This is a genomic window from Epilithonimonas arachidiradicis (assembly GCF_003610695.1).
Classification (GTDB): domain Bacteria; phylum Bacteroidota; class Bacteroidia; order Flavobacteriales; family Weeksellaceae; genus Epilithonimonas; species Epilithonimonas arachidiradicis.
The window spans coordinates 198,551-212,046 of the sequence record NZ_RAQH01000004.1; the positions used below are offsets into that span (position 1 = coordinate 198,551).

Below are 13,496 nucleotides of genomic sequence, written 5' to 3' on the forward strand. Positions count from 1 at the left end.
AGACGATTTTAAATTAAAATTTTATGCACATAATATCGAATCGATAATTTGATTATTTTTACAGAAATAAAAGTTAAATAATTAATAATCAATGAAACTAAAATTACTTTCTATATTTTCTCTTGTTTTGTTCAATCAAGCTTTTGCACAGTTGGGTAAATTCTATGCAACAACAGACTCAGAAAATGCAAAAGAGTTAAAAGAAAAATTTCCGGAAGAAATTGAAATTGTTGGTGCTGCAGGCAATCAATCTGCTGTTTTCCTAACTAAAAAAGCTGCAGAATTTCTTCATCACAATGTGATCACACACGGACCTGGTTATGTTTACAAGTCGTCCCGGGAGCAGGCTTTATCAGCAATTAATAAAGTAAAAAAAACGAATAGAGTTTTATCTTTTACAATTGATCAGGATGCGGTTGTAACGTCTGCTATTGCAAAAGTCAATGCCGATAATATCAAAAATCATATCCAGACCTTGGAAAATTACGGAACGCGTCATCATACTACGGTAAAAGCTCAGACGGCGATTCAGGATTTGAAAACGAAATGGCAAGCTCTCATCACTGCTTCCGGAAGAACAGATGTTTCCGTAAGAATTGTGAATCATAGCGGAACGCCTATGCCCTCTTTGGTTTTAACAATCAACGGTGCAAGCTCTCCCAATGACTACGTTATCGTAGGCGGGCATATGGATTCTATTACCAATAATGTGAACAATGCGCCTGGTGCGGACGATGATGCGTCCGGAATTGCCACGATTTCCGAAATGATTCGAGTGTTGTTGGATATCAATTACAGACCTTCAAAAACAGTAGAATTTATGGCTTATGCAGCCGAGGAAATCGGATTGGTAGGCTCGTCGGAAATTGCTCAGGATTATGCACTTAATAATAAGAATGTAATTTCTTTTGTTCAGTTCGATATGACAAATTACAAAGGTTCTACAAAAGATGTTTACCTGACGACAGATTCTTACAATAGTAATGACCTGAATCTGTTTTTGATTGAATTAATGGAACATTATAACAAAACCGGAACGCACGCTTTTACCTATGGCAATACGATCTGTAATTATGGTTGTTCCGACCATTTCAGCTGGGCAGATAATGGTTATGATGCGGCATTTCCTTTCGAAGCTTCGTTTTCACAATACAATCCTAATATTCATACTGTAAATGATAAATTATCGAATATGGGAAACAGCGCAACACATGCCGCTAAGTTTGCAAAACTCGGTCTGGAATTCATTATAGAAGCTGCGAAAGGTTCTGTGTTAAATGTTTCTGATATTACTAATCAATCGGTTAATATTTTTGTGAAGGACAAATTTCTTAATTATCAATTAGAAAAAGAAACCGTAGAATCCGTAGTCATTGTTGATACAAGCGGAAGACAATTATTGGAATCTAAAAATCTTCTCTCTTTTGGGAAAATCGATTTGAATAAAATCAATAATGGTTTTTATTTAGCGGTTTTCAAAACTAAATCAGGTAAAATAGTTACTAAGAAATTTATTTTGGAATAATCATCAAAACAATAATAAAAAGCGAAAATAGAATGTTCTACTTTCGCTTTTTTTATTTTGTTAATTTTTAAACTCTAATATTCCGGAGCAAGTTCAATTACAAGACCTTCCAATTCTGGAGTTACCGGAATTTGGCAACCTAATCTACTGTTAGGTTTGACATTGAAAGCTTCGGCAAGCATGGCGTCTTCATCTGGCAACATTTCCGGTAGCGGAATATCCTCGCTCAAAATATAACATTGGCAAGAGGCGCACATCGCCATCCCACCGCAGATTCCGATAGTTCCCTCTTCGGCTAATTCGTAAGCACGAACAACTTCCATCAGGCTCATCGCCATATCTGTTGGTGCAGGAATTGTGTGGGAAACGCCGTTTCTGTCTATGATTGTAATATTAACGTCTGACATTTTGCAAAGATAAGAGATAGATTTTAGACAAAAGATGTCAGATGTTAGATTTTTCGATTTTATGCAAAAAAAGAGAATTGTAAAAAACTCTCTTTTTATTTAATAATGAAATTAAATTTTATTCTAATCTAATCTAATCTAATCTCTAACGTCTAAATATCTTTTTTTAATCAATAGATTTTACGACTGCTTTTTCAGCTTCTTTTCTGGTTCCGTCGAAACCGTCAACGCCACTTACCGTTGTATATTTTAAGACGAATTTTTTTCCTGGATTCAATCTGTTGTAAACACTTTGAACCATCAGGGTTGCTTCGTGGAAGCCACAAAGAATTAACTTCAATTTGCCCGGATATGTATTGATGTCACCAATAGCGTAGATTCCTTCAACATTAGTTTGGTAATCTAAAGCGTTGTTTACTTTGATCGCATTTTTCTCGATTTCCAATCCCCAGTCTGACAAAGGTCCCAATTTAGGTGTCAAACCAAATAATGGGATCAAATAATCGGTTTCGATAATTGATTTCTCTCCAGCTTTTTCGATTTCGATTGCAGACAAGGTTTCGTCACCAATCAAACCTGTAACTTCCGCAGGTGTAATTAGGTTTATTTTCCCCTGATGTTTCAGCTCTGTTACTTTCTCTACAGAATCCAAAGCGCCACGGAACTCATTTCTTCTGTGAATCAAAGTGACGGAAGAAGCTACGTCTGCCAAGAAAACTGACCAGTCCAAAGCAGAATCTCCACCTCCGGCAATCACGATTTTTTTGTTGCGGAACATTTCCGGTTCTCTTACGAAATACTCAACACCTTTTTCTTCAAATTTATCGATGTTTTCTAATTCCGGTTTTCTTGGGTCAAAACTTCCCAAACCTCCGGCAATTGCAATTGCTTTACCTTTTACTTTTACGCCTCTGCTGGTTGTTACGATAAAATCACCTTCCTCGGTTTTTTCATAACTCACCGCTTTTTGCGCTAAAGAAAATTGGGGCTCAAATTGTTTGATTTGCTCCATTAGATTATCAACTAAAACTCCAGCATCTACACTTGGAAACCCGGGAATGTCAAAAATTGGCTTTTTAGGATAAAGTTCTGTCAGTTGTCCGCCGGGTTGAGGAAGCGCATCAATCAGATGGCATCTTAATTTCAATAATCCCGCTTCGAAAACAGCGAAAAGTCCTGTTGGACCTGCGCCTATTATAATAATATCTGTTTCAAACATTGATATAAATTTTGGAAATGCAAATTTAATCATTAAATCTGACTTTAGAATGATTCTAAAATATGAGATTAGTTAGATTTGATGTTAATCTAAACAGGTTTCATAAAGAAGCATTGGTAAATAGACGATAATTAAACTTAAATAAAAAGTAAATCAATATGACTTACTTTTTAATATCATAAAATTTAAAATATTCTATTTTCTTACCAAATGATAAGATTTTTTAAAAATATAAACCGTAATTTTGTCCTTTCATCATTTGTGTTTTTAATTCCTGCGAATATTTATTTATTCCAGGAATTTTTTTATGCATTACGTTTGATTAATGCCATATAAAATCCATCATAACCCTCGCTAGGCATTATTTTTTCATCCTTAATCAGAGAAAAGTCCGGATTATTTTGCAAGAAAGTTTTTACCTGTTCGTTATTTTCCGAAGGCAGGATAGAGCAAGTGGCATAAATCATCTGACCTCCTTTTTTCAAAATTTTAGAATAATCCTGAAGGATCTGCTGCTGTTCACCTTTGATTCTGTCAATAAAATTTTGATCGATTTTCCATTTAGAGTCAGGATTTCTTTTCAAAACACCAAGACCGGAACAAGGAGCATCAATCAGCAACCGATCTGCTTTTTCATGAAGTCTTTTGATAACTTTGTTATCAGAAATTAATCTTGTCTCTATATTGTGAGCACCAGCCCTTTTGGCACGTCTTTTTAACTCGGCTAGTTTCCATTCATAGATATCAAGGGCGATAATCTGCCCCTTGTTTTTCATCAAAGCGGCCAAGTGCAAAGTTTTTCCGCCGGCTCCGGCACATGCATCTACAACACGCATCCCTTCTTTTACATCCAGTAATTCTCCGATTTTTTGGGAACTGGCATCCTGAACTTCAAACAAACCATCTTTGAAAGCAGACGTCAGAAAAACATTTTTCTTTTCTTCCAGCTGAACGGCATCAGGATAATTTTTGATGGTAAAAGATTCTACATTTTCGTCTTTCAGATCAGCGATCAGTTCTCTTGGTGTGGTTTTAAGTGTGTTAGTACGCAAAACTGTAGGTGCCTGTTCGTTAAGAGCCAGCATTTCCCTTTCCCAGTTCTTTCCTAGCTCTTTTTCAAGTGTTTCTGCCAGCCAATCCGGAATCGAGTATTCTATGGCTTTTGTAGGAACAGTTCCTTTTTTCAGTTTGGTAAGAATATCTGCGATTTTGATTCCATCAAATTCTTCAAATTTTTTGTAATGGCTTTTGCTCCATAGCAGATAAGCGATAATCAGTTTGTAGACATTATCAGGTTTTACACCTTCCCCCATATAATATTCCAGACGTTTTTTCCATCGGATAATGTTGTAAAATATCTCGGAAACAGTTTGTCTGTCTTGGCTTCCCCATTTTTTATGAGCTTTCAAAAGACGTTCTATGACTTTGTCAGCATATTTTTTATCCTGAAAAAATGTCTCCTGAAGTGCGTCGTGAATCCCGATTAGTAGATTCCGGTGTATTAATTCCATTGATTATAAATAAGAGTTATGAATTGATCAAGATCTCCAATATTTAGGATTTAGTATTAATTGGAAACCTATTTTATCGATTTTGCAAAGGTACTGTTTTTAAGTTTATAAGCGAACAGTAATTCTTGCCATAAGAAAAGTGCCGTAGTTAGAAGCTATGTTAATTTTGTATTAAATTTTCAAAATTGTTTAATTTTTTTGTTTAACAATTTTGTCAAATATTAAAATTGATATATTTTTGCACAAAATTGTTTAACAAAAATGTCAAAACAAGAAAAAAAAGACCAAACACAGGAGTTAATCAAAGAAACTACAAAGAATCTGTTCTTTGTTCAGGGAAAATTCGATGCGACAACTCAAGAGATTGCGGATGAAGCAGGCGTTAACAGAACGCTGATTAACTATTATTTCCGCTCAAGAGATAATCTGGTTCAGATTGTTTTTGATGAAGCACATAAAGTAGAAAAGGAGAAGTCTGAGATCATTATGAGATCCGATTTACCTTTCAAAGAGAAGATTTCTCAGTTTATTGATGGGAGTTTACAGACCAGCTTACAATATCCTTATTTGGAAACTTACATCGTGTCACAAATCAATAAAGGGAATTGCCATAAAAGAGATGTGGAAGAAGATGATCTTAATAAATTCTATAGTGATATAGAAAAAGAAATGAAATTGGGCAACATTGAGAAAATGGAACCGATGCAGTTTATCCTGAATATGATTTCTCTGTTGGTGTTTCCAAGCGCTGTAAGACCTCTTATCATGGAAAATATGATGATTGATGATAAAGAATTTGACCGGTTAATTGCCGATCGAAAAGAGATTATCCTTAATATGCTTTTTAAGAATTAATTAAATAATTGAAAATTGTTAAAGTATTTATAAAATCCGATCGTCGTCTATGACTAGAGATTGGAACTAAAAAAAAATTGAAAAATAAAAGAATTATTTAAACTATGATTAATAACAAAATGATAAAGTGGAGAAAATTGGCTTTAGGCATTTTGACTGTTACAGGATCATTGCTGTATTCTCAACAGTCTATTACGCTGAAGCAAGCCATAGAATACGCTTTGCAGAACAAGTCGGATGCGTTGAAAGCAAAGTTAGACATCAATGATGCAGATGCAAAAATCTTAGAGGCAAAAGCGGGAGCGCTTCCAAAAATCACTGGAACTGCTAACCTTACATACAATCCTATTTTACAACAGAGTGCTTTACCAGGCGAATTTTTCGGAGCTCCGGGAACGGTAGTTATGGTGCCTTTTGGTCAGAAATGGATTGCTGGTGCGGGTGTCCAGCTACAACAAGCATTATTTAATCAGCAGGTTTTTGTTGGATTAAAAGCTGCAAAATCAACTAAAGAATTCTATCAATTGAATGCAGAACTTACTGATGAGCAAATAATTGAAAGGGTTTCTAATGCCTATTTCCAGGTTTTTACGGCTCAGGAAAAGAAAAGTACTTTAGAAAGCAGCTATGCCAGCACAGAAAAAGTAAGAAATATAATCAAAAGCTTATTTGATAACGGATTATCAAAAAAAATCGATTTGGATAGAACCAACGTTAATTTGACTAATATAGAAACTAACATCAAACAAAGTAATAACGGTATAGCACAGGCAGAAAATGCACTTAAGTTCTATATGGGAATGCCAATCCAAACTGAGATTCAATTGGTGCAACAGGATATGGAAGTAACGCCACATCTTTTGGAAAATATGGTAAATAATGATAACAGAACAGAAGTGAAAGTTCTATTAAAGAATAAAGAACTTCTTGAATATCAGAAGAAAGCTACTGAAGCTGGTTATTATCCTACAGTTAATTTAACAGCTAATTACAACTGGCAAGCTTTAGGTCCAAAGTTTCCTTTAACGAATGGAAAATCGAATGGAGTTTATTGGTCAGATTATTCTGCGATAGGATTAGGTGTTAATATTCCAATTTTTAATGGATTTGCTACAAAAGCGAAGGTTCAGCAAAATCAAATCGAGATCGATAAGTTAGAAGCTGATTTAAAAGATACGAAACTAGGATTAGACCAAGCCTATCAAAATGCTAAATCTCAAATCGAAAATAGCTTAATATCTATCGAGAATCAAAAAGCCAATGTAGAATTAGCAGAAAGTGTTTTAGCAGATACAAAAAGCAATTATCAATATGGTTTAGCAACATTGACAGATTTGTTAGACGCAGAAAATTCTTTGGTCCAGGCTAAAAATAATTATACGACTGCAGTTCTTGATTACAAAATCGCTGAAGTACAATACTATAAATCAAAAGGAGAACTTAAAACTTATTTAAAATAAACTATCAAAAATAACGGTTATAACAATGAAAAAAACTTTAATATATATCATCGTAGCAGCTGTCCTAATTGGTTTAGCAGCTTGGAAAATTGCCGACAACAAAAAGAAGCAGGAAACTGAAGTAAGAGAAGTCGCAAAACAGGTTGATAAAATCAATGTAAATGTCGTAACAGTTGCAAGAGAGAATATCAATACAGATTATTCAGCGAACGGAACTTTCATTCCTAAACAAGAAACCAATCAGTCTGCCGATATTTCGGGTAGAGTTGTCAACGTTTTTGTTAAAGAAGGTTCCAGAGTAGGAGCTGGCCAGGTGTTGGCAACGATCAAGAAGGATGCAATCGAAGTTGATGTGACTCAGGCTCAGAATAATCTACAAAACGCCATCATAGATAACCAGCGTTATGAGAATGCCTTCAAAACAGGAGGTGTTACAAAACAGCAGCTTGATAACTCTAGATTACAACTTAAAAATGCTCAGGCAGCTGTAAGAGCGCAGGGTGTTAAAATCAATGATACAAGCGTAAGAGCAGGAATCAGTGGAACGATTAATAAGAAAATGGTTGAGCCGGGAGCTGTAGTTTCTCCGGGAACTGCTTTATTCGAAATTGTCAATATCAATTCATTGAAGCTATCTGTTTTGGTTGACGAAAGCCAGGTGGGCAGAATCCAATTAGGACAAGAAGTGAAAATCAATGTTAATGTGTTGCCGGAAGATTCTTTCACAGGTAGAATTACTTTCATTGCGCCGAAAAGTGATGCTTCTTTGAACTTCCCGGTTGAAGTAGAAGTTTCCAATAATGGTAAACTGAAAGCTGGTATGTACGCCACTGCAGTTTTCAAAACCAATCACGGTGCAGAAACTCAGAATATGTTAACTGTTCCGGCAGAAGCATTCGTAAATGGAGTAAGTTCAGGACAATTATTTGTTGTGAATAATGGCACTGCAAAATTAATTAAAGTTCAAACCGGAAAGGTTTACGGTGATAAAGTTCAGATCCTAAGCGGATTAAATGGCGGTGAGCAAGTCATTACCAGTGGGCAAATCAACCTTGATAACGGTTCAAAAATCAATATCGTAAAGTAAGAGAAGATGAAGTTAGCAGAAATATCCATTAAAAGGCCTTCGCTGGTAATCGTACTATTTACGATTCTGACGCTGGGAGGTTTGTTGAGTTACTCTATGATGGGGTACGAATTGATTCCGAAGTTTGAAACCAATATGGTAACCATTTCTACGGTTTATCCCGGAGCTTCGCCTGCAGAGGTGGAAACTTCGGTAACCAGAAAGATTGAAGATGCGGTTGGATCTTTGGAAAACGTAAAAAAAGTAGAATCGTCTTCTTACGAAAGTTTATCGGTAATTATGGTTCAGCTGAACACTGGTGCCGATGTCAATTACGCTTTGAATGATGCACAGAGAAAGGTAAATGCAATTTTAGCAGACCTTCCGGAAGATGCAGATCCGCCTTCACTACAAAAATTCTCACTGGATGATCTACCGATTATGACTTTGAGTATTTCCAGTAGTAAGATGAATAACAAAGACCTTTACGATCTTTTAGATAAAAAAATTGAACCGATTTTCTCCCGTGTCAACGGTGTTGCTCAGGTTGATCTTGTTGGTGGACAGGAGAGAGAAATTCAGGTAAGCTTGGATGAAAAGAAACTGCAGGGTTATGGTCTTTCAATAGGCGATGTACAGCAAGCGATTCTTTCGTCAAACTTAGATTTCCCAACAGGAGCTTTGAAGACGAGAACTTCACGATCTACTATCAGACTATCTGGAAAATACAGAGATGTACAGGAAATGAACAATCTTGTGGTTTCCAACAAAGACGGTGCGCAGGTTCGTTTGTCTGATATCGCAACAGTTTTCGATACTCAGAAAGACGTTGAGAAAGTGGCTAGATACAATCAGAATTCTACCATTTTGATGCAGATCAAAAAGCAATCTGATGCCAATGCCGTGTCGGTTTCAGAATTGGTTAAGAAAACCATTGCTCAGGTTGAAGGTAATTATAAAGTTCAGGATATCAAAGTCAATATCGTAGATGATACAACAGACTTTACCCTTGCGGCAGCAGATCACGTAATTTTCGATTTATTCTTAGCGATTATTCTCGTGGCTGTGGTAATGTTATTGTTCCTTCACAACATCAGAAATGCCTTCATCGTAATGGTTTCGATTCCGGTGTCGTTGATCGCAACTGTGATCGGAATGTACCTGATGGGATACACCTTGAACTTGATGAGTTTATTGGGACTTTCACTCGTTGTAGGTATTCTTGTGGATGATGCGATTGTGGTTTTGGAGAACGTTTACCGTCATATGGAGATGGGGAAAAGCAGAATCCGTGCAGCGTATGATGGCGCTTCGGAGATTGGATTTACTGTAACGGCAATTACTTTGGTAATCGTGGTGGTATTCTTACCGATTGCGATGAGTTCAGGTTTGGTGTCCGATATCTTGGCACAGTTCTGTGTGACCGTGGTTATTGCAACAATGTTATCGTTATTGGCTTCATTTACCATTATTCCTTGGTTATCTTCAAGATTTGGTAAGTTGGTACATTTGACAGGAAAAAATCCTTTTGAAAAATTCATCCTTTGGTTTGAGAAACAATTGGAGAAATTTACACATTGGATCAGTGGAATCTTAGAATGGTGTTTGAAATCGACATTAAGAAGAGTAATGACTGTTATTGTAACATTCCTTATATTGATTTCTTCCTTTATGTTGGTGGCATTCGGATTTATCGGGGGTGAATTCTTCCCGAAAATGGACAGAGGACAGTTCCTTGTTCAGATGGAATTACCAAAAGATGCTTCTGTAGAAAAAACAAACCAGGTAACATTGGCGGTTGAAAAATATCTGAGAGAAGACAAAGATGTGGTTGATATGATTACGACAGTTGGTCAGCAATCATCAGGTTTTGGTGGAGCTCAGGCAACTTTATATCAATCAGAAATTCAGGTGATCTTAGTTGACAAAGCGGAACGTAACGAAAGTACAGATATCAAGTCGGCTAAAATCAAGAGAGCTTTAGAAGAAAAATTCACCGGAGTTGAGTTTAAAACAGCACCAATCGGATTAATGGGAGCAGATAATGCACCGATTGAAATGGTGGTAACGGCTCAGGATAACGAAACGGCAAACAAAGAAGCAAACAGAATCTTAGAATTGCTTAAAAAAGTTCCAGGTTCCGTAGATGCTGAATTGTCAACTGATTCTGGAAATCCGGAAGTTCAGGTGAATATCGACAGAGATAAAATGGCTTCTCTAGGCTTAAATCTTTCAAGTGTAGGACAAACGATGCAGACGGCGTTCAGTGGAAATACAGACGGAAAATTCAGAGCGGGAGAATATGAATATGATATTAATATTAGATTTGGTGATGCCAACAGACAGTCTATTGATGATGTAAGAAACTTAATGTTCACCAATCCTCAGGGAGAACAAATAAGATTGAGTCAATTTGCTGAGGTAAAAATGGGTTCAGGACCAAGTTTGCTGGAACGTAGAGATAAAGCGCCTTCTGTAAAGGTAAAATCTAAAGTTGTTGGTCGTCCTGTAGGAGATGTTGCCAACGAGTGGGCAGCGCAGTTTATGGATAACGAAAAAACAAAACCTGCAGGTGTAACTTATATCTGGAGTGGTGATATGGAAAACCAGACGGAAGGTTTCGGTACTTTGGGAATTGCATTAATAGCAGCTATTGTATTAGTTTACTTGGTAATGGTATCCTTGTATGATTCGTTTGTATATCCGTTTGTAGTATTGTTCTCCATTCCGTTGGCATTGATTGGAGTAATGGTAATTCTGGCAATCACCGGAAACTCACTGAATATCTTTACAATGCTCGGTATGATTATGTTGATTGGTTTGGTAGCGAAGAACGCGATTATGATTGTCGACTTTGCCAATATGAGAAAAGCAGCTGGAGCTAACACGCACGATGCTTTGATTCAGGCCAACCACGCTCGTCTTCGTCCGATCCTAATGACAACGATTGCGATGATCTTCGGTATGATTCCGATTGCGATTGCCAAAGGTGCAGGAGCGGAGATGAACAATGGTTTGGCTTGGGTAATCATCGGTGGTTTGACATCGTCATTATTCCTGACTTTGATTATCGTACCAGTTGTTTATTCACTTATGGAATCTGCCATTAGATTCTTTAGTAGATTATTCAATAAATGGTTCGGATGGAGTCTAGGAAAAACAGTGGATTATGACGCTGAAATGAAAGCTGAATATGAACACAGAGAACTAAGTGAGGACGGTTACACACCGAAGCACGTAGATTAATATATATTAATTTAGTTAACCGAGAAGCGCATCAAGTAATTGATGCGCTTTTTTTGTTTTAAAGTTTGTTAAGTTTTTCGTTTATAATCTTAATGATTTTTCCAATTCCAATTAATTGTAAACCTTCATACAATTTGAAGCTCATTCCAATTTTTAATTTTCCTTGGAAATAATCTTGAGATAGTAAGTCAATCTCTGCATTTACTAAATCTCCTGGAAATGCAAACTCGCTTCCAATATAAATTTGACGTGCAGAAGTTTGGTAATCATCAAAATTGAAAACAAGCTGTGACCTGTAATCACTTTTTACATAATTTTTACGACCTCCTTCATTTTCTCTTTTGAAATTTATTTGAGCTATAAAATCACATTTTGAATTTTCGGTTTCTAATTTGTTTTCGTGAAAATATTCATATGCTAAACGTTCCAAATCCCCGCAATCTGAAATTAAATTATTTTCCTCATCATAGATTTTAAAAGTCTCTTGTGAATTACCAATAGTTGCTGAACCATCTAAACCAAGTAGAATTGTATATAAAGTATCATCTAAAATATTGGAAATAATCTTTTTAAATTTTTCAGTTTCAATTTCATCCAGATTTAATTCTTCAATTTTTGTTGAAACAAGACTTCTGAATTCAGACTGAGTATCAAAACTGGAATTAAGAATATTCTGTTTTTCTAAATAAAAATTTTTTACGAATTCTTCGGCAGTCATATTTTATTATTAGATTTAAATTTAATCATTAAATATAAAAAAAGACTCCCAGAAAAATCTGAAAGTCTCAATATATTTTAAAATAGAAACATTAATCTGCCATGGCTTCGCCAGACTTTCTATAGATAAAATTGCCATAGATATGTCTTCTTGCAAAACGGCTTGGTGAGTCAGAATTCACCATTTTGATGTAAGTATTTCTTGGAACGCCCAGGTATTCGAATGATTTTCCGTTCAAATGCTGCACTGTCAAAATCGATTTTTCCAGATAAAAATCCTGAATAATGGAGTTGGTAATGGTTTCCGTGTATTCTTCCTTATATTTTTCTTGAGTTTCTTCGTTGATGCTCACCAGGAAATGATACGCTTCGATCACAGATTTACTTTTCTCTTCCGCTTCCAGTTTTCCGGCTTCGTCATTGATAAATTTGTCAGGATGCGTATCCTTCATCGTATTTCTGTAGATATTTTTAAGATCTTTCAAAGTCGCCGATTTATCAACGCCAAGAAGTTTTCTGTATTCGCCTAATTTTTTCATATCGGATGATCCCTATTTCAGCGTGCAAAATTAAGTTTTAATTTTTATAAATCGTAACTAATTCATTATTAAATTATTTTGAGTTTTTTATTTTATATTAATTTAATATTATTGAGATCATATATTAGAATAGACATCACTTTGTTTTGTCTTTTCCTCAACTGAAATTAATTATGTTAAAAAAGAAAATCCTATCTTTGAAAGGTAATTTTTAAAAAAATGAAAAAACTTTTTTTTACATCTATATTAGCTTTGACGGTTGTCTCTTGTACCAGTAGAGTAGGGAATGCTTCAAAAGTTGGGAGAAATCAGGCTCCGATTACAGGAACGCAATGGGTGTTGGCAGACGATGTTACTAATAAACCTACATTGCTGATAGAGCAGAACAGGATCTCCGGGAATGCAGGCTGTAACAATTATTTTTCTGATGCAACTATTGATACTTCTGCGGGCAATTTCTCAGCCAAGAATATTGGTTCCACCAGAAAAATGTGCAACAATATGACGACAGAAAACAGCTATCTTGGCGTTTTGAAAGAAGTGAACAAATATGTGGTGACAGAAACAACACTGGAACTTTACAAAGACAATCTTTTGCTGCTAAAGTTCAATAAGCAGTAATTTGTAAAGGTTATAAACATAAAAAAAGGAACTCAAATTTGAGTTCCTTTTTTATTATTCTTCGTCTTCGTCGTCATATTTTGCAAGTTCTTCATCACACCATTTGAAGGCTTCTTCCACCACTTTAGTAGCCTCGTTAGCTACAGTTTCCTCATCGTCTCCTTCCAAGTCATCCAACCACTCAACATCCTCTTCTTCTACGTTAAGGATAAAACGCGGATACTCTGTGTGTACTACAAAAAGATCTTCTGGAAATTCAGAATTGTCGGCTAATAAAAACTTAGGTAATTTCATAATATAAAATTTTAAAATAAATCAGAGTACTTGTGA

General features: G+C 35.7%; 12 protein-coding genes. 6 read left to right on the plus strand and 6 right to left on the minus strand.

Going from position 1 to position 13,496, the window contains the following annotated elements; genetic code table 11:
• Positions 1 to 91 precede the first annotated feature (91 nt).
• Positions 92 to 1,525 carry a M20/M25/M40 family metallo-hydrolase gene (locus BXY58_RS08620; protein ID WP_120213452.1) on the plus strand — a complete coding sequence of 478 codons (1,434 nt, stop codon included), beginning with the start codon at positions 92 to 94 and terminating at the stop codon, positions 1,523 to 1,525.
• A 74-nt stretch (positions 1,526 to 1,599) separates the two neighbouring features.
• Here BXY58_RS08620 and BXY58_RS08625 read toward each other — a convergent pair whose 3' ends face one another.
• The 3 genes from BXY58_RS08625 to BXY58_RS08635 form a co-directional block, all read right to left on the minus strand.
• Positions 1,600 to 1,932: a 2Fe-2S iron-sulfur cluster-binding protein gene (locus tag BXY58_RS08625; RefSeq protein WP_120213453.1), complete on the minus strand. Its 333-nt coding sequence runs from the start codon at positions 1,930 to 1,932 to the stop codon at positions 1,600 to 1,602.
• Positions 1,933 to 2,098: 166 nt separating this feature from the next.
• Positions 2,099 to 3,151: an NAD(P)/FAD-dependent oxidoreductase gene (locus BXY58_RS08630; protein WP_120213454.1), complete on the minus strand. Its 1,053-nt coding sequence runs from the start codon at positions 3,149 to 3,151 to the stop codon at positions 2,099 to 2,101.
• 305 nt (positions 3,152 to 3,456) lie between these two features.
• Positions 3,457 to 4,662: an RsmB/NOP family class I SAM-dependent RNA methyltransferase gene (locus BXY58_RS08635; protein ID WP_120213455.1), complete on the minus strand. Its 1,206-nt coding sequence runs from the start codon at positions 4,660 to 4,662 to the stop codon at positions 3,457 to 3,459.
• Positions 4,663 to 4,923: 261 nt separating this feature from the next.
• Between BXY58_RS08635 and BXY58_RS08640 the strand changes: the two genes are divergently transcribed.
• From BXY58_RS08640 to BXY58_RS08655, 4 genes are all read left to right on the plus strand, one after another.
• A complete protein-coding gene (locus BXY58_RS08640; RefSeq protein ID WP_120213456.1) occupies positions 4,924 to 5,517 on the plus strand; it encodes a TetR/AcrR family transcriptional regulator in 594 nt (197 codons plus the stop codon).
• 119 nt (positions 5,518 to 5,636) lie between these two features.
• On the plus strand, positions 5,637 to 6,977 hold the full coding sequence (locus BXY58_RS08645) for a TolC family protein (protein WP_120213611.1): 1,341 nt from the start codon (positions 5,637 to 5,639) through the stop codon (positions 6,975 to 6,977).
• A 25-nt stretch (positions 6,978 to 7,002) separates the two neighbouring features.
• Complete coding sequence (locus BXY58_RS08650) at positions 7,003 to 8,064, plus strand: efflux RND transporter periplasmic adaptor subunit (RefSeq protein WP_120213457.1); 1,062 nt, start codon at positions 7,003 to 7,005, stop codon at positions 8,062 to 8,064.
• A 6-nt stretch (positions 8,065 to 8,070) separates the two neighbouring features.
• Complete coding sequence (locus tag BXY58_RS08655) at positions 8,071 to 11,289, plus strand: efflux RND transporter permease subunit (RefSeq protein WP_120213458.1); 3,219 nt, start codon at positions 8,071 to 8,073, stop codon at positions 11,287 to 11,289.
• Between the two features lie 58 nt (positions 11,290 to 11,347).
• Here the strand turns inward: BXY58_RS08655 and BXY58_RS17175 are convergent, their stop codons facing one another.
• Positions 11,348 to 12,007 (minus strand): hypothetical protein, encoded by a 660-nt coding sequence (locus tag BXY58_RS17175; RefSeq protein WP_308659105.1) that lies wholly within the window; start codon positions 12,005 to 12,007, stop codon positions 11,348 to 11,350.
• A 91-nt stretch (positions 12,008 to 12,098) separates the two neighbouring features.
• Positions 12,099 to 12,545 carry a KTSC domain-containing protein gene (locus BXY58_RS08665; protein ID WP_120213459.1) on the minus strand — a complete coding sequence of 149 codons (447 nt, stop codon included), beginning with the start codon at positions 12,543 to 12,545 and terminating at the stop codon, positions 12,099 to 12,101.
• A 219-nt stretch (positions 12,546 to 12,764) separates the two neighbouring features.
• Between BXY58_RS08665 and BXY58_RS08670 the strand changes: the two genes are divergently transcribed.
• On the plus strand, positions 12,765 to 13,166 hold the full coding sequence (locus BXY58_RS08670) for an META domain-containing protein (RefSeq protein ID WP_120213460.1): 402 nt from the start codon (positions 12,765 to 12,767) through the stop codon (positions 13,164 to 13,166).
• A gap of 54 nt (positions 13,167 to 13,220) precedes the next feature.
• On the opposite strand, the gene BXY58_RS08675 is transcribed toward BXY58_RS08670, so the two are convergent.
• A complete protein-coding gene (locus tag BXY58_RS08675; RefSeq protein WP_120213461.1) occupies positions 13,221 to 13,460 on the minus strand; it encodes a hypothetical protein in 240 nt (79 codons plus the stop codon).
• Positions 13,461 to 13,496 lie beyond the last annotated feature (36 nt).

Excerpts from the sequence above, each read along its gene's own strand:
- BXY58_RS08620 (WP_120213452.1), top strand. The coding sequence starts at position 92 with ATGAAACTAAAATTACTTTCTATATTTTCTCTTGTTTTGTTCAATCAA.
- BXY58_RS08625 (WP_120213453.1), bottom strand. The coding sequence starts at position 1,932 with ATGTCAGACGTTAATATTACAATCATAGACAGAAACGGCGTTTCCCAC.
- BXY58_RS08630 (WP_120213454.1), bottom strand. The coding sequence starts at position 3,151 with ATGTTTGAAACAGATATTATTATAATAGGCGCAGGTCCAACAGGACTT.
- BXY58_RS08635 (WP_120213455.1), bottom strand. The coding sequence starts at position 4,662 with ATGGAATTAATACACCGGAATCTACTAATCGGGATTCACGACGCACTT.
- BXY58_RS08640 (WP_120213456.1), top strand. The coding sequence starts at position 4,924 with ATGTCAAAACAAGAAAAAAAAGACCAAACACAGGAGTTAATCAAAGAA.
- BXY58_RS08645 (WP_120213611.1), top strand. The coding sequence starts at position 5,637 with ATGATAAAGTGGAGAAAATTGGCTTTAGGCATTTTGACTGTTACAGGA.
- BXY58_RS08650 (WP_120213457.1), top strand. The coding sequence starts at position 7,003 with ATGAAAAAAACTTTAATATATATCATCGTAGCAGCTGTCCTAATTGGT.
- BXY58_RS08655 (WP_120213458.1), top strand. The coding sequence starts at position 8,071 with ATGAAGTTAGCAGAAATATCCATTAAAAGGCCTTCGCTGGTAATCGTA.
- BXY58_RS17175 (WP_308659105.1), bottom strand. The coding sequence starts at position 12,007 with ATGACTGCCGAAGAATTCGTAAAAAATTTTTATTTAGAAAAACAGAAT.
- BXY58_RS08665 (WP_120213459.1), bottom strand. The coding sequence starts at position 12,545 with ATGAAAAAATTAGGCGAATACAGAAAACTTCTTGGCGTTGATAAATCG.
- BXY58_RS08670 (WP_120213460.1), top strand. The coding sequence starts at position 12,765 with ATGAAAAAACTTTTTTTTACATCTATATTAGCTTTGACGGTTGTCTCT.
- BXY58_RS08675 (WP_120213461.1), bottom strand. The coding sequence starts at position 13,460 with ATGAAATTACCTAAGTTTTTATTAGCCGACAATTCTGAATTTCCAGAA.